Source organism: Mesorhizobium sp. CNPSo 4661 (genome assembly GCF_057784215.1).
On sequence record NZ_JBWGIO010000003.1, the window covers coordinates 266,368 to 282,516 of the forward strand.

16 protein-coding genes are annotated in these 16,149 nt (G+C 63.2%); 11 read left to right on the plus strand and 5 right to left on the minus strand.

Annotation, left to right across the window (positions count from 1 at the left end; all coding sequences use genetic code 11):
• The first annotated feature begins 68 nt into the window (after nt 1-68).
• Nucleotides 69-959 carry a LysR family transcriptional regulator gene (locus AC0YKC_RS06015; RefSeq protein ID WP_320298278.1) on the plus strand — a complete coding sequence of 297 codons (891 nt, stop codon included), beginning with the start codon at nt 69-71 and terminating at the stop codon, nt 957-959.
• 43 nt (nt 960-1,002) lie between these two features.
• Here the strand turns inward: AC0YKC_RS06015 and AC0YKC_RS06020 are convergent, their stop codons facing one another.
• The 4 genes from AC0YKC_RS06020 to AC0YKC_RS06035 all read right to left on the minus strand — a co-directional run bounded on the left by AC0YKC_RS06020 (nt 1,003) and on the right by AC0YKC_RS06035 (nt 6,005).
• Nucleotides 1,003-2,535, minus strand: a complete 1,533-nt coding sequence (locus AC0YKC_RS06020; protein ID WP_320298279.1) for a DHA2 family efflux MFS transporter permease subunit — start codon at nt 2,533-2,535, stop codon at nt 1,003-1,005.
• A gap of 407 nt (nt 2,536-2,942) precedes the next feature.
• Nucleotides 2,943-4,121 carry an HlyD family secretion protein gene (locus AC0YKC_RS06025; protein ID WP_488510485.1) on the minus strand — a complete coding sequence of 393 codons (1,179 nt, stop codon included), beginning with the start codon at nt 4,119-4,121 and terminating at the stop codon, nt 2,943-2,945.
• The gene (locus AC0YKC_RS06030; RefSeq protein ID WP_320298281.1) at nt 4,118-4,597 is read right to left on the minus strand and encodes a MarR family winged helix-turn-helix transcriptional regulator; all 480 of its coding nucleotides are present in this window, start codon (nt 4,595-4,597) and stop codon (nt 4,118-4,120) included. Before AC0YKC_RS06030 ends, AC0YKC_RS06025 begins: the two co-directional genes overlap by 4 nt.
• A gap of 202 nt (nt 4,598-4,799) precedes the next feature.
• Nucleotides 4,800-6,005: a glycosyltransferase family 4 protein gene (locus AC0YKC_RS06035; RefSeq protein ID WP_488510486.1), complete on the minus strand. Its 1,206-nt coding sequence runs from the start codon at nt 6,003-6,005 to the stop codon at nt 4,800-4,802.
• A 178-nt stretch (nt 6,006-6,183) separates the two neighbouring features.
• Here AC0YKC_RS06035 and AC0YKC_RS06040 point away from each other — a divergent pair, with 178 nt between their 5' ends.
• The 8 genes from AC0YKC_RS06040 to AC0YKC_RS06075 all read left to right on the plus strand — a co-directional run bounded on the left by AC0YKC_RS06040 (nt 6,184) and on the right by AC0YKC_RS06075 (nt 14,175).
• On the plus strand, nt 6,184-7,071 hold the full coding sequence (locus AC0YKC_RS06040) for a glucosamine inositolphosphorylceramide transferase family protein (RefSeq protein WP_488510487.1): 888 nt from the start codon (nt 6,184-6,186) through the stop codon (nt 7,069-7,071).
• Between the two features lie 181 nt (nt 7,072-7,252).
• A complete protein-coding gene (locus AC0YKC_RS06045) occupies nt 7,253-7,861 on the plus strand; it encodes a CDP-alcohol phosphatidyltransferase family protein (RefSeq protein ID WP_488510488.1) in 609 nt (202 codons plus the stop codon).
• A gap of 36 nt (nt 7,862-7,897) precedes the next feature.
• Entirely contained in the window at nt 7,898-9,685 is a 1,788-nt protein-coding gene (locus AC0YKC_RS06050; protein ID WP_488510489.1) for a bifunctional alpha/beta hydrolase/class I SAM-dependent methyltransferase, read from the plus strand.
• Nucleotides 9,686-9,698: 13 nt separating this feature from the next.
• A complete protein-coding gene (locus tag AC0YKC_RS06055) occupies nt 9,699-11,036 on the plus strand; it encodes a phosphatase PAP2/dual specificity phosphatase family protein (protein ID WP_488510490.1) in 1,338 nt (445 codons plus the stop codon).
• A complete protein-coding gene (locus AC0YKC_RS06060; RefSeq protein WP_320298287.1) occupies nt 11,033-11,476 on the plus strand; it encodes a hypothetical protein in 444 nt (147 codons plus the stop codon). Before AC0YKC_RS06055 ends, AC0YKC_RS06060 begins: the two co-directional genes overlap by 4 nt.
• Nucleotides 11,473-12,132, plus strand: coding sequence for a lysophospholipid acyltransferase family protein (locus AC0YKC_RS06065; protein ID WP_320298288.1), 660 nt, complete (start codon nt 11,473-11,475; stop codon nt 12,130-12,132). Before AC0YKC_RS06060 ends, AC0YKC_RS06065 begins: the two co-directional genes overlap by 4 nt.
• Nucleotides 12,132-13,067 carry a phosphatidate cytidylyltransferase gene (locus AC0YKC_RS06070; protein WP_488510491.1) on the plus strand — a complete coding sequence of 312 codons (936 nt, stop codon included), beginning with the start codon at nt 12,132-12,134 and terminating at the stop codon, nt 13,065-13,067. Before AC0YKC_RS06065 ends, AC0YKC_RS06070 begins: the two co-directional genes overlap by 1 nt.
• Before the next feature lie 274 nt (nt 13,068-13,341).
• Nucleotides 13,342-14,175 carry an AraC family transcriptional regulator gene (locus tag AC0YKC_RS06075; protein WP_488510492.1) on the plus strand — a complete coding sequence of 278 codons (834 nt, stop codon included), beginning with the start codon at nt 13,342-13,344 and terminating at the stop codon, nt 14,173-14,175.
• A gap of 161 nt (nt 14,176-14,336) precedes the next feature.
• On the opposite strand, the gene AC0YKC_RS06080 is transcribed toward AC0YKC_RS06075, so the two are convergent.
• Nucleotides 14,337-15,272 carry a bifunctional helix-turn-helix transcriptional regulator/GNAT family N-acetyltransferase gene (locus AC0YKC_RS06080; protein WP_488510493.1) on the minus strand — a complete coding sequence of 312 codons (936 nt, stop codon included), beginning with the start codon at nt 15,270-15,272 and terminating at the stop codon, nt 14,337-14,339.
• 174 nt (nt 15,273-15,446) lie between these two features.
• Between AC0YKC_RS06080 and AC0YKC_RS06085 the strand changes: the two genes are divergently transcribed.
• Nucleotides 15,447-15,743 (plus strand): type II toxin-antitoxin system HigB family toxin, encoded by a 297-nt coding sequence (locus AC0YKC_RS06085; protein WP_488510566.1) that lies wholly within the window; start codon nt 15,447-15,449, stop codon nt 15,741-15,743.
• Complete coding sequence (locus tag AC0YKC_RS06090; RefSeq protein WP_434722297.1) at nt 15,743-16,144, plus strand: helix-turn-helix domain-containing protein; 402 nt, start codon at nt 15,743-15,745, stop codon at nt 16,142-16,144. The genes AC0YKC_RS06085 and AC0YKC_RS06090 overlap by 1 nt, the downstream gene beginning before the upstream one ends.
• Nucleotides 16,145-16,149: the final 5 nt, after the last annotated feature.

Genomic DNA, 16,149 nt, shown 5'->3' on the forward strand with positions numbered 1-16,149 from the left:
GATTGCCTGAAATTCGGTTCTGCGTCAGAAGTTGGCGTGTTGTTTTTTCATTCTGAACGAGATTTGTCATGGCTGGAGTGATGAGCCGCCGCCTGGATGTCGATGCCATGCGGGCATTGGTGGAGATCGAGAACCATGGCGGCGTCACGCGCGCGGCCGAGATTCTGGGCCTGTCGCAGTCGGCCGTCAGCCACAAGATCAGAAGGCTTGAAGCAAGTCTCGACTGCGAGATACTCAGCCGCAAGGCAAACGCGCCGCTGTTCACCGCGGCCGGGCGGGATCTCCTGAGCTATGCGCGGCGCATCCTGGGCATCCATGACGAAGCGATCCTCAGCCTGTCCAAAAGCACGCTGCAGGGCAAGATCGCCTTGGGGATGACCGAGGACACGACCTGCACCGACCTGGCGCGCATCCTTGGCCGGTTTCGCCGGCTCTATCCCGAGGTGAGCGTGCGCACGCAGGTGCGCATGAGCCTCGCACAGCAGGCGCTGCTGGGCCAGGGCGCGCTCGATGCCGCCATCATCCAGGTGTTTCAGCATGAGGTGCGTCCCACCGACGTCGTGCTGTTTCGCGAAACGCTGCATTGGGTAAAATCTCGCGACCTCATCGTGTCGAAGGACAAGCCGGTGCCTTTTCTGTCCTTCGACGAGAACTGCTTCTACCGGCGCTGGGGTCTCGAGCTCGGGCAGGACGACGGCATGCTGTTCGAGATCGTGTTCGAATGCTCGAGTGCCGCCGGGATCGTTGCCGGCGTGACCTCAGGCCTCGGCGTGGCGCTGTTGAGCGAGCGACACTTGCGACCCGAGATGGAGATCGTCGACAGGGATTTTCCCAAGCCTCCAGGCCTGGCCTATGTCATCAGGCGCGCACGCGGGCCTCGCAATCAGGCGCTGGAGACCCTGATCGCGGAAATCGTGGCCGAGGTAAGCCGTCACGGGGTGCTTCAAATCGCGGTCTGAGCGCAAGCATGCAGCCGCGCCCGCGACCGGCGCCGCCGCGCCATCAATCCATATGGGCGGCCGGCGCTCCGCCCGCCGGCGCCGCTTTTGGCTTGCGCAGCAGGATGACGAACGGAACCGCGATCAGCGTCATCACCATCAGGATTTTGAAATCGTTGATGTAGGAGATCATCATCGCCTGGGCGTTCACGGCGCGGTCGACCTGCGAAAGTGCTGCGGGATCGGCGGCGGCGGCCGCTGGAGAGGCGGCCCACAGGTTCGGGTTGTAGGGGTTGATGAAGGCCGAAAGCTCGGTGTGGTTGATCTGGGTGTTGCGCACCATCAACGCCGCGACCACCGACACGCCGATGGACGAGCCCAGATTGCGCACCAGGCTGAACAGCGAGGTGGCGTCGGTGCGGTAGCGCGCGTCGAGCGTGGCGAAAGCGACCGCCGACAGCGGCACGAACACCATGCCCATGCCGAGGCCCTGGACGACGCCCGAAGAGATGATCAGCCAATTGTCCATCTGCGGCGTAAAGCTCGCCATCGTGTAAAGCGACTGCGCGGTGAGCAGGAAGCCGATGGCGACGAGGATCCTCGCGTCGATCCTGTGCATGATGCGGCCGACGACCAGCATCGAAATCATCGTGCCGATGCCGCGCGGACCGAGCACCACGCCGATGGTCACGGTCGGATAGCCGAAGATATTGGCCAGCATCGGCGGCAACAGCGACATCGAGGCCAGGATCAGCACGCCCATGACGAAGATGAAGCCCAGCCCGGTCACGAAATTGCGGTCGAGGAAGATCTTTGGATCGATGAAGGGATGCTCCGATGTCACCGTGTGGATGACGAACACCCAGAAGCCGGTGAGCGACAAAGCAAGCTCGATCCAGATCTCGGCCGAGTTGAACCAATCGACCTCGCCGCCGCGATCGAGCAGAAGCTGCAGCGCGCCGACGCCGAGCGACAGCATGGCGAAGCCGAAGAAGTCGAAGCCGCGCATGCGCTTGGCGACGACGGGCAGATAGGCGGCCATGCCGAGGAAGGCGAGGATGCCGACCGGCAGGTTGATGAAGAACACCCAGCGCCAGTTGAAGTTCTCCGTCAGCCAGCCGCCGAGCGTCGGCCCCAGGATCGGCCCGAGCATGATGCCGGCGCCCCAGATCGCCATCGCCTGGCCGTGGCGCTCCTTCGGGTTGATGTCGAGCAGGAAGGTCTGCGACAGCGGCACGATGGCCGCGCCGAACACGCCCTGCAGCAGGCGGAACAGCACCATCGTCTCGAGGCTCCAGGCGAGGCCGCACAGCATGGAGAAGATGGTGAAGCCGACGACGGAGAAGAGGAACAGTTCCTTGCGGCCAAGCCTGTCGGCGAGCCAGCCGGTGACCGGCGTCATGATCGCGGCGGCCACGATATAGGAGGTCAGCACCCAGTTGATGTTATCGGGCGACGCGCCGAGGTCGCCGGTCATGGTCGGCAGCGCGACATTGGCGATCGTGGTGTCGAGCGCCTGCATGATCGTCGCCAGCATCAGCGCGACCGTGATCAGTCCGCGATGCGGCACTTCCTTGAAGGTTTCTGGCGTGCTCATGGTGCTGAACTTCCAGCAGGGTACAAAAACGTGTAGACTAGAGCATGATGCCGAAAAGTGTGGAGCGGATTTCGGACGACATCATGCTCTATCTCTTTGATTTAGAGTCGGATTCAGATTTCAGGTCGAATAGACCTGAAATCATCCGGCTCTAGGCTTCCGGGCGGCAAAGCCTTCCGTTGAGACACCTTCATCGCGGTGGGACGCGACTATCGATGTGGGGGTTACATCGACCGAAAGTCTCTGTTGGAGCGGATGCCTGCCGCCCGGAAACCTGAGGACCGACGGGTCCGTGCCCAGGCTCAGCATTCGAACCAGCCGCCATGCGGCTGCCTTGCTGAGCCTTGTCACTCCTCCCGTCAGACCAATCCCCAATGCCCGTCGGATCGCGGCGGGCTTCGCTGTCGTTACTGCGTGTGCTCCCCCGCCGTGGCGTGACCGAAGATCGACGGCAGGCCGCGCGCCACGCCGGTGTCGACGGTGACGGTCGCGCTCATGCCGGTGCGCAGCGCCATCTTGGCGTCGGGATCGGTCAGTTCCAGGCGCACGGGAATGCGCTGCGTGACCTTGACCCAGTTGCCGGTGGCGTTTTGCGCGGGCAGCAGCGAGAACTCCGCGCCCGTGCCGGCGCCGATCGCCTTGACGGTCGCCTCGAAGGTACGGCCCGGATAGGTATCGACGACGATTTCGGCCTTCTGGCCCTGCTTCATGTTGGTGAGCTGGGTCTCCTTGAAATTGGCGTTGATCCAGGTGTCTCCGGTCTCGACCAATGCGAACAGCGGCGTGCCGGCGGAGACATACTGGCCGACCTTGAAGGACGCGGCCTGGTAGATGACGCCGTCGGCCGGCGCCTTCACGGTGGTCTGCGCCAGATCGTAGGCGGCCTTGTCGCGCGCGGCCAAAGCCGCCATCACGGTCGGATGCTTGTCGGTCTCGATGTCGGGATTGCCGCCCAGTGCCGCCTTGGCGCTGACGATGCCTTGCTCCGCGACGGCCAGTTGCTGCTGGGCCTTGTCGAGGTCGTTGCGGGCCTGGTCGAGCGAGGACTTGGCATTGATGCCTTTCTGCGCGAGATCGGCGGCGCGGCCATATTGCGACTGCGCATAGTCGACCTCGCTGGAGGCGGATTTTTCCTGCGCCATCGCCTGGCTGTAGGCGGCGCGCAACTGCTCGACATTGAGACGCGCCGTGGCGACCGCCGCATCGGCCTGGGCGAGCGCGATCCGGTAAGGCTCGGGATCGATGACGAAGAGAAGGTCGCCCTGCTTGACCAACTGGTTGTCGGCGATGCCGACCTGGACGATACGGCCCGCCGTGTCGGAAGCGACCGAAATCCTGGCCTGCTGCAGATTGGCGTTCTCGGTTTCCTGATAGCGGCCGCCGGTCACCCAGACATACGTGCCGCCCGCAAGCAGGACGAGCGGCAGCGCAACCATCAACAGGAAGCGGCCGATGCGCCGCTTCTTCTTGGGCGCGGCCGGAGCGGGCTGCCGCCCGGGAGCCACCGCGACCGGAGCGGCCGTCGGCTGCGTCGGGGCTTCCAGCTTGGTTACGACGTCGTCTTCTCTCTTGGCTGCCGCGCTCATGCTGCCGCCCCTTCCCTGCTTTTCATCTGTTCCAGGGACGATGCCTCGCCGTCCGTCAGGTTCTGCACGATCGTGTCCAGAACCCGGATCAGGATGCGCCGATCTTCCGGCGAAACACCGGTCAAGGACTCCTCATAGACCTCGCCGGCAAGGCTTTTGACATCGGCGTACGCGGCACTCGCCTTCTCGGTCGGAAAGATCATGCGCACACGGCGGTCGGTCGCGTCCTGGCGGCGCTCGATCCAGCCGCCTTCCTCCATGCGGTCGACCAGCCGCGAGACGCTGATCGGCTCGATTTCGAGAAGTTCGGCCAGCCGCGCCTGGTTGATGCCTTCCTCCTTGGCAACGCGCACCATCAGCCGCCATTGCGCCGAGGAAAGCCCCAATCCGCTGGCGCGCGCTTCGAAACGCTTGCGCATCAGGCGCTGCACGTCGTGGATCAAAAATCCCAGTCTGTCGATACCATCTGAAACCATGTGCGATAGATATGATAAGCGTGCTTACTATTCAAGCGAAAGCTTTGCCCCAGAAGCCGGCAAATCGACATATCCGGCATCCGATGCATTCATGGTTAGCGGCCGGTGAATTCGACGATCCGCTCCAGGGCTCCCCGCCAACCCGCCGGGTTGCGGATTTAAATGAGGCGATACGGGACGACTGCGTTAGCACTACAAGCCGTCAGCGAACCTGCCGTGTGATCAAAGATTTGAGCGCGCTGGCGTTGTTTTCGATGCTAAACTGGGACCGAACATCCGCTCGAGCCCGATGCGCCATCGCGCGCATTTCGTCCGGGTGACACAGCGCGTAATCCAGCCATTGTGCAAAATCATTCGCATTTGGCTCGGCCAGCAGGCCTGTTTCCAGATGGGAGATCGTCTCCGGAATACCGCCAATATTGCTTGCCACGATCGGAATGCCGAGTCCCGCCGCCTCAACTTGAGCCATACCCAAAGCTTCGACGAATGAAGGCATAACGACGAGATCCGCCTTTTCCAGGATCGCCGCAACGGATGGCAATTCACCCATCCAGATTTGATCATAAAGGCCAAGCTCGATTGCCCGTTGCTTGATCGCTTCTTGCTCAGGCCCCGATCCAACAATCGCATAATGAACCGAGGGCCACCGCGAACGCAATTTCGCTATTGCGTCAAGCATCATAAGGTGGCCTTTTTCCTTGCGGAGCATACCTACCTGCACGATCAGCGCGCCGCGCTTCCTTTCGATCCAGTGAGAAAGATCAGAAGGAAGATCAAGGTAACGTTCCGCGTCAAGTTTTTCGAAATCCACCCCTGGATAAACCACTTCGATCCGCTTGGGGTCGACTCGGCTATTGGACAGAATTCTTGACCGCAAATACTTGCTTGGAGTGAATGTAACGTCTACGAAATAGTTATAACTATTTGCTGATATTTTTCCAGCCAGGTATGCTTTAGACCTAATCAGGCGCGGACGATTTCGACCGAAAAATCGTGCAGCAATTGCAAGATTGTCTGTATCATGACCGCTGTGACAGACGCATGCGGCGGGCCGCATTGCAGCGATCAGCCGACATAAGCCAATTATCGTGCGCGGATCTGCACCGTTTCTAAATGGAAGCGTCTCTGTCCGAATGTTCATTGTCGCCGCTAAAGCCCCAACCCGAGAATTCGGGCGGCAGGCAAGCACCACGTCAATCCCAGACGCTAGAAGTGATCGCATTTGGATCAGCAACTGGCGTTCCTGTCCACCGATATCAGGTGAGCTTTCAGTAAAAATAACGCTGTCGATTTTTTTGTTGTTTGAATTCATGATATTTAAATGGCGATTGTCGGAATCGCTTGCCTGCTGATCGACACTTTTCTTCGGAGACGGCCGGGCGAAGAGGCGCCCGCTCCAGCCCAACAAATGGATAAGCGAACAGAGCCGCCGGCCAGCGGTATCGCGAATTCACTTCCGAGGGCAATGTAAAAAAATGAGCTTGGCCGCGCCTTGCGGAACAAGGCTTCCCGCCCACAGTGCCGCAAACGCGGTTTGCGGGGCTGCACGGTTTGCTGCATAGATGCGCCGGCGCAGCGGGGGCAAAATGATGTTCGATATCTGGCAGGCGGGTATCGTCCCGGATCGGATCGACAACGCGCTTGCCCCGCAAGGCCTGGACAGGCGCCGGATCGTCTGGCTGCCGCCTCAAGGATCCTACCGCTTCATCGCCGATCCGTTCGGCCTCTTCCATGGCGACCGTTTCGTGGTGCTGGTCGAGGCCTATGATCACAGGGTGAGACGCGGCGAGATCCACTACTACAGCTACGACCGCGACTGGACGCTCAAGGAGCGCGGCGTGGCCTTGAAGGAGCCGTTCCACCTCTCCTATCCGTTCCTGATCCGGCAGGGGGAGGATATCTTCATGCTGCCGGAGGCCTTCAAGAGCGGGCGGCTCACGCTTTACAAGGCGACCGATTTTCCAAAGGCGTGGCAGCCGGTCGCCGTGCTGCTGGACGAGCCGGTGGTCGACGCGGCCATCTTTCGCCACCAGCAGCGCTGGTGGATGCTCTACGCGCTCAACGGCCCCGACAAACGGGACACGCGCGAGTTGCACGCCTCTTTCGCGGAGAGCCTGACCGGCCCCTGGAGCAAGCATCCGCGAAATCCGGTGCGCACGGGATACGCATCGTCGCGGCCCGGCGGCTCGCCCTTCGAGCATGATGGCCAACTGCATTTCCCGACCCAGGACTGCACAAACGGCTACGGCGCAGCCATCAACCTGTTGCGGATCGAGCGCCTGACGCCGGAGGAATTTTCGGCCGACATCGTCAAGCGGCTGTCGCCCGAGGGGTGGCTCGATGGCTTCGACACCGGCCTGCACACGCTGTCGGACGGTGGCGGCGTGACGCTGATCGACGTCCGCCGCTTCGAGCGCACGCCGAAGCGGCACCTGATCAAGCTGCAGTATTGGCTGCGCAAGCAGATGCGGTGAGCTTGCGGCAACCGCGATCATGGTTAGCGCCGAGTGAATTCGGCAATCCGCTGCCACGGCCTGAGGCGATGCATTCACGGCAAGGCGTCAACCGTCTGAAAATTCACTGTGTTTTCTGCCGCACGCTAGCGCCTTTCGGCTCGCTCATGATAAAGGTTGGCGTGGATCGGGGGATCACGCAATGCTGACGCTTTATGCACTGAAGCCGGCCTTCCAGGACAGGCTGCGGCCGCTTGTCGGCCGGCTGGCGGCAATGGGCGTGACGGCCAATTTCATCACCATCGCGGCGGCCGCCCTCTCGATAGCGGCCGGCGTGGCGATCGCCACGGCGCCGGGTTCGCGCCTGCTTCTGCTGCTCATTCCCCTGGTGCTGTTCGTGCGCATGGCGCTCAACGCCATGGATGGCATGCTGGCGCGTGAGCACGGCCAGGCCTCGACGCTTGGCATGTATCTCAATGAAATCTGCGATGTCGTTTCCGATTTGGCGCTCATCCTGCCCTTTGCCGCCTTCCCGCAATTTGGCGCCTGGGGCGTCGTCGTCTTCGCCATCGCAGCGATGCTCGCCGAATTCGCCGGCGTGCTCGGCATCGCCGCAGGCATCGGACGCAACTATGCCGGGCCGTTCGGCAAGAGCGACAGGGCGCTGGGGCTCGGCGTGGTCGCTGTGCTCACAGCCGCCGGCCTCTGGCCCGCGGTGATCGCGCCTCTTGTGTTTCCGGCTATGGCTACGCTTTCGCTGCTGACCGCCATAAACCGGATACGCGCCGGTCTTACTGGCAAGACCGGCTAGGCATCGAGGCACGCGATGCCGTCCGAGGGGAAAAGCATGCTTCACGAACAGATCGCAGCCTCGCCGGGGGAAAGCCCTGCGCGGCAGGCGCAGGAATGCAGCTTCCACAGCCATGACGGCACCGAGATCTTCTACCGTTTCTGGCCGGCGTTATCGGCCGAGGCCAAGGGCGCGGTCGTGCTCTTCCATCGCGGCCACGAGCATGGCGGCCGCATGGCGCATCTGGCCGACGAATTGCGCATGCCGGATTACGCCTTTTATGCCTGGGATGCGCGCGGCAACGGCCGCTCCGCCGGGGAGCGTGGCTATGCTCCGTCTTTCGCGGCACTTGAGCGCGATATCGACTGTTTCATGCGCGAGATCGCCGCCAAGGACCGTTTCGGCGCACAGGATATCGCGCTCATCGCGCAATCCTTCGGCGCTGTGCTCGCCGCTGCGTGGGTGCACGACTATGCGCCGAAACTGCGCGCCATGGTGCTCGCCTCGCCCGCTTTCTCGGTCAAGCTCTATGTCCCCTTCGCCAAGGAAGGCATCGCGCTGTGGCAGAAGATCAAGGGACGCTTCTTCGTCAATTCCTATGTCAAGGCGAGCCTGCTCACCCATGACCCGGTGCGCATCGCCTCGTTCGAAACCGATCCGCTGATCACCAGGCCGATCGCGTCGAACATCCTGGTCGAGCTCTACCAGCATGCGGCGCGCATCATTGCCGACGCGCGCGCCATCACCGTGCCGACGCAGCTTCTTCTGTCCGGCAGCGACTGGGTGGTGCGGCACGGCCCCCAGCACGAGTTCTTCGTCAATCTCGGCAGCCGCGTGAAGGAGCGGCATGTCCTGGCGGGCTTTTTCCACGACACGCTGGGCGAGCGCGACCGCGCCAAGGCGCTTGATCTGATCCGGCCGTTCATCGAAGGACAATTCGCGTCGCCGGCCGAAGCTGTCGACCTGAAACAGGCGGACATTGCCGGTTACACACGTGACGAGGCCGACAGGCTCGCCTCGCCGCTCGATCTCCTCTCGCCCAAGGGCCTCTATTGGGCATTAAGCCGCGCTTTCATCCGCATCGGCAGTTGGTTCTCGCGGGGCATGAAGGTCGGCGTCGGCACCGGTTTCGATTCCGGCTCGACGCTGGACTATGTCTATGAGAACGACGCGCGCGGCCTCGGGCCAATCGGCCGTATGGTCGACAGGACTTTCCTCGACGCCATTGGCTGGCGCGGCATACGCCAGCGCAAGCTCAACGTCGAGGAGCTGATCGGCCAGGCGCTGGCGACGCTGAAGGCGGCCGGGCGGCCAGGCCACATCCTCGACATCGCCGCCGGCCACGGCCGCTATGTGCTCGATGCGATCGGCAAAAGCGCCGAACAGCCGGCCAGCGTGCGCTTGCAGGACTATTCGGATCTCAATGTCGAGTTGGGCCGCAAGCTGATCGCCGAGCGGCAATTGCCGGCCAGCGTCTCGTTCCGGCGCGCCGACGCCTTCGACGGCGACGGGCTGGCGGCGCTCGATCCGGCGCCGGACCTCGCCATCGTCTCCGGCCTCTATGAGCTCTTCTCCGACAATGCGCCAATTGCCCGCTCGCTCGGTGGCCTCGCCCGTTCGATGCAGCCGGGCAGCCTGCTGATCTATACCAACCAGCCCTGGCACCCGCAGCTCGAAATGATCGCGCGCAGCCTGACCTCGCATCGCGGCGGCCAGGCCTGGGTGATGCGGCGGCGCACGCAAGGCGAGATGGACCAACTGGTCGAAGCCGCGGGCTTCGAGAAGCTCGACCAGCGCATCGATCAGTGGGGCATCTTCACCGTCTCGCTGGCAAGGCGGGTTTAGGAACCGTCCACGCATGCCCACCAGTGCCGAGCCTCCGTCGCCTCCAGCCAACGCAGCCGCCGAACCCTATGGCCGCGTCGTCCTCCGGGCCGCGCTTTGGCTCGCCTTTCTGGCGCCGTTCTTCTATTCGACCTACGGCTTCGCCAACTGGCTGGCCTCGACCCGCAATCAAGTCGGCAGCATCGTCTTCTCCTGGGAGCACCATGTTCCGTTCATGGCCTGGACGATCGTGCCCTACTGGTCGATCAACCTGTTCTACGGCCTGTCGCTTCTGCTCAACGATAGCCGGCGGGGCGTCGACCGGCTGGCCGGCCGCTACCTTACCGCGCAGGTCGTCGCCGTCTCGTGCTTCATCCTGTTTCCGCTGACCGCGACCTTCGTGCGCCCGGCAACGACCGGCCTGCCCGGCTTCCTGTTCGCCGTGCTCGGCGGTTTCGACAAGCCGTTCAACCAGGCCCCTTCCCTGCATATCGCGCTGCTGGTGATCATCTGGGACCATTGGCGCCAGCGCCTTTCCGGCCCCCTGCTCGTTCTCTGGCACTTTTGGTGTTTTCTGATCGGCGCCTCGGTGCTGACGACCTGGCAGCACCATTTCATCGACATCCCGACCGGCGCGCTGCTCGGCTTCTTTGCGCTGTGGCTGTTTGCAGCCAAGGGCGAGCTGCCTTTCGCCGGCTTCCGCCTGACGATCGATGGCAAGCCTCGGCGCCTTTCACTCTACTACGCGCTGGGCGCCGCTCTGGCGCTTGCCGGCGCGGCCATTGGCGCTTTCTTCTCGGCCATCGCGCTCGTGCTTTTGTGGCCTTCGCTGGCACTAGCCATCGTCGCTTTCGGCTATGCCGGTGCCGGACCAAAAGTGTTCCAGAAGACGGCGGACGGCCGCGTGTCGCTGGCAAGCCGCGTCCTGCTTTGGCCATACCGGCTGGGCGCAAGGGCCAATGCCTGGGCCTGGACACGCAAGCTGCCGCCTGTCGTTGCCGTCACCGACGGCGTCTTCCTCGGACGTTTTCCCGATGCTGCCGAAGCCGAAGGCTTCGGCATGGTGATCGACCTTGCCGCCGAACTGGAGCGGCCACACGATGCGACAGGGCGCTGGACGTGCTTTCCCATGCTCGATCTTGTTTCGCCTGCGGAGAGCACGCTCGACGAGGCCGTGGCGGCGATCGAGCCGGCGCGCAGGCAGGGCACGGTTCTGGTCTGCTGCGCGCTCGGCTTCCAGCGCAGCGCCAGCGTCGTCGCCAGATGGCTGGTCGCCACCGGCCGCTCGCACGCGCCGGCGCAGGCCCGCAAGCAGCTCGCCGCTTCCGGCCGACCGGTGCATCTTCAGGTCGGACTGGACGAGCCGGCATGAGCGGCGACGCCTATCAACGCAAGACTGCCGGCCTCGCCGCAATGCTGGTCAAGCAGGCGGCATGGCCGGTGGCAATCGTGATCGCCGGCGAGAGCATCGCGCCGCTCGTCGCTTCGGCGCGCGGCGCCTTCCACGCGCCCCTCGCGGTGCTGGCGCTGCTGGTCGCGGCGGCGAGCGCCGTGGCGGTGCTCGGGCTCTCGGCGCTTCTCCTCTTCGATGCGCTGTTGTTCCGGCTGATGGCGAGCCATGATGACGAGGCTTCCGGAGGCGTCGCGGTCGACGACGTGCTGGCGCGCATGCGGCTGAAGCCCTCCCCGGCCACGCCGCGGCGGCTCAACGAGCGTATCGCCGGTACTCGCCGCCTGCTGGCCAGGCAGCGGATCGCCTTCGCGGTCTTCGTCGTCGCGTTCCTTTGGGCCGGTTTCTGGATGCCAAGATGAGCAAGCTGGCGCTGCGCACCTATACGCTGCTGCAGACGGTCACCTCCGTCGGCCTGTCTGCGATGGCCTGGGCGGTCACCGGCGTGCGGCCGATCTGGAACGGCAGCCAGCCGTCGGACCGGCAGCGCATCTATTTCGCCAACCACACCAGCCATGGCGACTTCATCCTTCTGTCGGCCTGCCTCAGCGAGACGGAGCGTGCCAAGACGCACGCGATCGCCGCGGCCGAATATTGGGGCAAGTCGCGGCTGCGCCGCTTCATCGCCCAGGACATGCTGTCTTCCGTGCTGATCAGCCGGCAATGGACAAGCGAGGCGGAGCATCCGATCTCGATCATGCTCTCCGTGCTCGACCAGGGTCATTCGCTGATCATCTTCCCGGAAGGTACCCGCAACAGCAGCGACGAGCTGCTGCCGTTTCGTTCCGGCCTCTACAATCTGTCGATGGCGCGGCCGGACGTCGAGCTGATCCCCTGCTGGATCGAGAACATGTCGCGCGTGCTGCCCAAGGGCCAGTTCCTGCCGGTGCCGCTGCTCTGCCGCGTCGTCTTCGGCGCCCCCGTTGCGGTGGCGCCGGGCGAGGAGCGGCGGGCCTTTCTGCAGCGCGCCCGCGACGAGCTTCTGGCGCTCGATCCGCGCCCCGACCGAGACGATTGATGCGCCACGAAATCAGTATCTTGATCATCGGCCTTTTCGTGGTGCTGAGCACCGCCAGCATCACCGCCGCCATCCTTTCGGCGCGCGCGCCCAAACCGCTGAGCGCGACGCTGGTCAACCTCACCCAGCGCATTAACGCCTGGTGGGTGATGGTGGCGCTGATGACGATCGCCTTCTTCTTCGGCCGCTACGGCATGACCATCCTGTTCGCGCTGATCTCGTTCGCGGCGCTGCGCGAATTCGTGACGCTGACGCACAGCCGGCGCAGCGACCATTGGGTGCTGCTCGGCATGTTCGGCATCGTCATCCCCTTCCAGTACTGGCTGGTGTGGACAGCCTGGTATGGCCTCTTCATCATCTTCATCCCGGTCTACTGCTTCCTGCTGATGCCCGCGATCACGGCGCTGCACGGCGACACCGAGCGCTTCCTGGAGCGCATCGCCGCGCAGCAATGGGCGATCATGATTTCGGTCTATTGCGTCAGCCACGTCCCTGCTTTGCTGACGCTCAACGTGCCCGGCTTCGAAGGCCGCAACCTTCTGCTCATCGCTTTCCTGATCATCGTCGTGCAAGGCAGCGACGTGCTGCAGTACATCTTCGGCAAGCTGTTCGGAAAGCATCGCTTCTCGCCCACCGTATCGCCGTCGAAAACCTGGGAAGGGCTGATCGGCGGACTGGTCGCATCGAGCCTGCTCGGGGCGCTGCTCTCCTTCATCACGCCATTCTCGCCGCTGCAGGCCTCGGCCGTCGCCTTCGTCGCCTGCACGATGGGTTTCCTCGGCGGGCTTGTCGCATCGGCGATCAAGCGCGACCAGGGCGTCAAGGACTGGGGCCATCTGATCGAGGGCCATGGCGGCATGCTCGACCGCACCGACAGCCTGGTCTTCGCCGCGCCGATCTTCTTCCACATCGTGCGCTACTTCTGGACCGTTTGATCCTCGCCAGTCACAGCCGGTCGCGCATCAGTATGGTGACGACGAAGAAGGCGTCGAGCGAGCTGGTGATGATTTGCCGCGGCACATCTGTCGACCCCTCCTCCGGGCCGTTCGTCATCGGGACGCCCCTTCCCGGACTGCTCGGTAGCGCCGCGTCGGTTTCCGCATCCGACGCGGCGCAGGTCGCATATGCGCATTGTTGCTCGAAGCGCAATTTCGATCAAACTGGCTGTCGGCGCGGCGGCTAGTGTCGCCCCGCCAAATGCGAGGAGCCATGAACCCGACCGAGAAAGCGCTGTGGTTTGTCGAAAGCCACCTTCCCGACGCCATCAGCCTCGACGAAATAGCGGCAAGCAGCGGCGTGTCGCGCTTCCATGTGACGCGCGCCTTCGGCGCCGCCACGGGACGGTCGGTCATGGGCTACATGCGGGCGCGCCGCTTGAGCGAAGCGGCGCGCAAGCTGGCCGGCGGCGCGCCCGACATTCTCTGCGTCGCGCTCGATGCCGGTTACGGCTCGCATGAGGCGTTCACGCGGGCCTTTCGAGATGCGTTCGGCACCACGCCGGAACTGGTACGCGCGCAAGGCTCGACCCAAAACCTCGACCTCGTGGAGCCCATTCTGATGGACAGTTCGCTTCTCACAACACTCGAGCCGCCGCGCTTCGAGACCAGCCGCCCCTTCCTGATCGCCGGGCTCGGCGAACGCTACAGCTGCGAGACCAGCGCCGGCATCCCAAAGCAATGGCAGCGCTTCGCCCCCTATATCGGCAACATTCCAGGCGAGGTGCCCGGCGTGTTCTACGGCGTCTGCCTCAATGGCGACGACGCCAGCAATTTCGACTATGTCGTCGGCGTCGAGGTGAAGGATTTCTCCGACCGGCCCAAGGATTTTTATCGGGCGCGCATACCGGCGCAGAGATACGCGGTGTTCTCGCATCGCGAGCACATCTCGACCATCCGCCGCACCATCAACACGATCTGGAACAGCTGGCTGCCGGCCTCCGGCCATGGGGTCGCCGACGCGCCGGAATTCGAACGCTACGGGCCAGAGTTCGATGCGCATTCCGGCAGTGGCGGGCTGGAGATCTGGCTGCCGGTGAAGGGGTGAGGCGCGCCTTCCCTTCTCCCCTTGTGGCAGAAGGTGGATTGCCGCGAAGCGGCAAGACGGATGAGGGGTGTTCCAGGGAAAGCCAGCGTCCCACTTCGCTGGAACACCCCTCATCCGTCGCCTTCGGCGACACCTTCTCCCACAAGGGGAGAAGGGGGAGCCTAGAGCTGCAGATCCCACGTCTGGCCAACCAGGTCCTTGCCGAAGGAGTGGTGCTTTTCCTCCTCGACCAGCTTGAATCCGGCGGCCTGGTAGATGCGGCGGGCCGAGCCCAGTATGTCGTTGGTCCAGAGCGTCAGCCTCTTGTAGCCCTTGGCGCGGGCGAAGGCGATGCATTCGTCGACCAGCCTTGCGCCGATGCCGAGGCCGCGCGCCGAATGCTCGACATAGAGCAGCCTAAGCTTAGCCACGTCGGCCGACTTGCGCACGACGAAGACCGAGCCGACCACCTCGCCCTCGCGCTCGGCGATCCAGGCGCGCTCCCAGTCCGGATCGAACTTCTTGACGAATTCGCCAAGGATCTCGGCGACCAGCGCCTCGTAGGTTCCGTCCCAGCCATAGTCCTGCGTGTAGAGCATGCCCTGGCGGCGCGTGATCCAGCCGATGTCGCCGACCTGCAGCGGGCGAAGGATATAAGGCACTTTCGGCTCGGGCTTGTCGCCGAGCAGGTCCTGCACGGTGCGCATGGCCTTGACCAGCCGCTCCTGGTCGACAGGCGCCAGACGATCGAGCAGCGCGCGCACCTGATCGTGCGAATCCTGGTTGAGCGGCGCGAAGGCCTGCCTGCCCGCGGACGTCAGCGCGATCGAGGCGCGTCGCGCGTCCGCCTCGGTGGCTTCGCGCTCGACCAGGCCGCGTTCCTCGAATTTCTTGAGCAGACGGCTGACATAGCCGGGGTCGAGGCCGAGCTCGCGCACCAGGTCGCTGGCGACGAGCCCGTCGCGATTGGCAAGCTCATAAAGCACCCGCGCCTCGGTCAGCGAGAACGGGCTCTTCAGCAGGCCCTCGTCGAGCAGGCCGATCTGGCGGGTATAGAAGCGGTTGAAGGACCGGACCGTGTCAATGCGTTCCTTGCCGGGGTGATCGTGGATGGTCATGGCGGTTTCTCCTGTGCCAGACAGGATTAATCATTTAGTTGACTGAGTCAATAAATATACCCGTTGATGACATCGCGATACGTCGAGCCGTTACAGCGAGTGCGCCCGGGTAACGGTATTCCCAAATCGGGAAATCCCGCTTGTTCCCAAGATGGGAATAAGCTATATGTGGTCATGCAAATCGTCAGCAAGAAAACGCTTGTAACGTTTTGGACCAAGCATCCACAGGCTAGAGCACCGCTTACCGCTTGGTTCAACGCGTCGAGCAAGGTCGAATGGAAGACCTCGGCGGACATCAAGGCCCAGTTCGGCACGACCGTGGATTTTGTCACCGACAATCGCGTCGTGTTTGACATAGCCGGCAACAAGTACCGGCTGGTCGTGCATGTGAGCTACACATTCAAGCGGTTGCTGATCAAATTCGTCGGCACCCATGCCGAATATGACAAGATAGACGTGGAGAAGGTGTGATGGAAAACATTCGACCCATTAAGACGGAGGCTGATTACGATTGGGCCATTGCCGAGATCACCCGCTATTTTGACCGTGAGCCCGCTGTAGGCAGCCCGGAGGCCGACCGTTTCGATGTGCTGGCTGCCCTGATCGAGGCCTACGAAGCCAAACACTATCCCATCGAAGAAACCGACCCCGTGGACGCGATCGTGGCCCACATGGAAATGGCCAATCTCAATCGGGCAGCGCTCGTGCGACTCTTAGGCTCAGCGTCGCGCGCCTCCGAGATCCTGACACGCAAACGCGCACTCACGATGGACATGGCATTCAAGATCAACCGCGAGTGGCATATCCCTGCGGAAGTCCTCATTCACCCGTACCATCTAGCTAAGGATGAAAAAGAGACTGCCGCCAGATAACGCGG

Coding starts and splice junctions, on each gene's coding strand:
- AC0YKC_RS06015 (WP_320298278.1), top strand. CDS start 69: ATGGCTGGAGTGATGAGCCGCCGCCTGGATGTCGATGCCATGCGGGCA.
- AC0YKC_RS06020 (WP_320298279.1), bottom strand. CDS start 2,535: ATGAGCACGCCAGAAACCTTCAAGGAAGTGCCGCATCGCGGACTGATC.
- AC0YKC_RS06025 (WP_488510485.1), bottom strand. CDS start 4,121: ATGAGCGCGGCAGCCAAGAGAGAAGACGACGTCGTAACCAAGCTGGAA.
- AC0YKC_RS06030 (WP_320298281.1), bottom strand. CDS start 4,597: ATGGTTTCAGATGGTATCGACAGACTGGGATTTTTGATCCACGACGTG.
- AC0YKC_RS06040 (WP_488510487.1), top strand. CDS start 6,184: ATGATGTTCGATATCTGGCAGGCGGGTATCGTCCCGGATCGGATCGAC.
- AC0YKC_RS06045 (WP_488510488.1), top strand. CDS start 7,253: ATGCTGACGCTTTATGCACTGAAGCCGGCCTTCCAGGACAGGCTGCGG.
- AC0YKC_RS06050 (WP_488510489.1), top strand. CDS start 7,898: ATGCTTCACGAACAGATCGCAGCCTCGCCGGGGGAAAGCCCTGCGCGG.
- AC0YKC_RS06055 (WP_488510490.1), top strand. CDS start 9,699: ATGCCCACCAGTGCCGAGCCTCCGTCGCCTCCAGCCAACGCAGCCGCC.
- AC0YKC_RS06060 (WP_320298287.1), top strand. CDS start 11,033: ATGAGCGGCGACGCCTATCAACGCAAGACTGCCGGCCTCGCCGCAATG.
- AC0YKC_RS06065 (WP_320298288.1), top strand. CDS start 11,473: ATGAGCAAGCTGGCGCTGCGCACCTATACGCTGCTGCAGACGGTCACC.
- AC0YKC_RS06070 (WP_488510491.1), top strand. CDS start 12,132: ATGCGCCACGAAATCAGTATCTTGATCATCGGCCTTTTCGTGGTGCTG.
- AC0YKC_RS06075 (WP_488510492.1), top strand. CDS start 13,342: ATGAACCCGACCGAGAAAGCGCTGTGGTTTGTCGAAAGCCACCTTCCC.
- AC0YKC_RS06080 (WP_488510493.1), bottom strand. CDS start 15,272: ATGACCATCCACGATCACCCCGGCAAGGAACGCATTGACACGGTCCGG.
- AC0YKC_RS06085 (WP_488510566.1), top strand. CDS start 15,447: ATGCAAATCGTCAGCAAGAAAACGCTTGTAACGTTTTGGACCAAGCAT.
- AC0YKC_RS06090 (WP_434722297.1), top strand. CDS start 15,743: ATGGAAAACATTCGACCCATTAAGACGGAGGCTGATTACGATTGGGCC.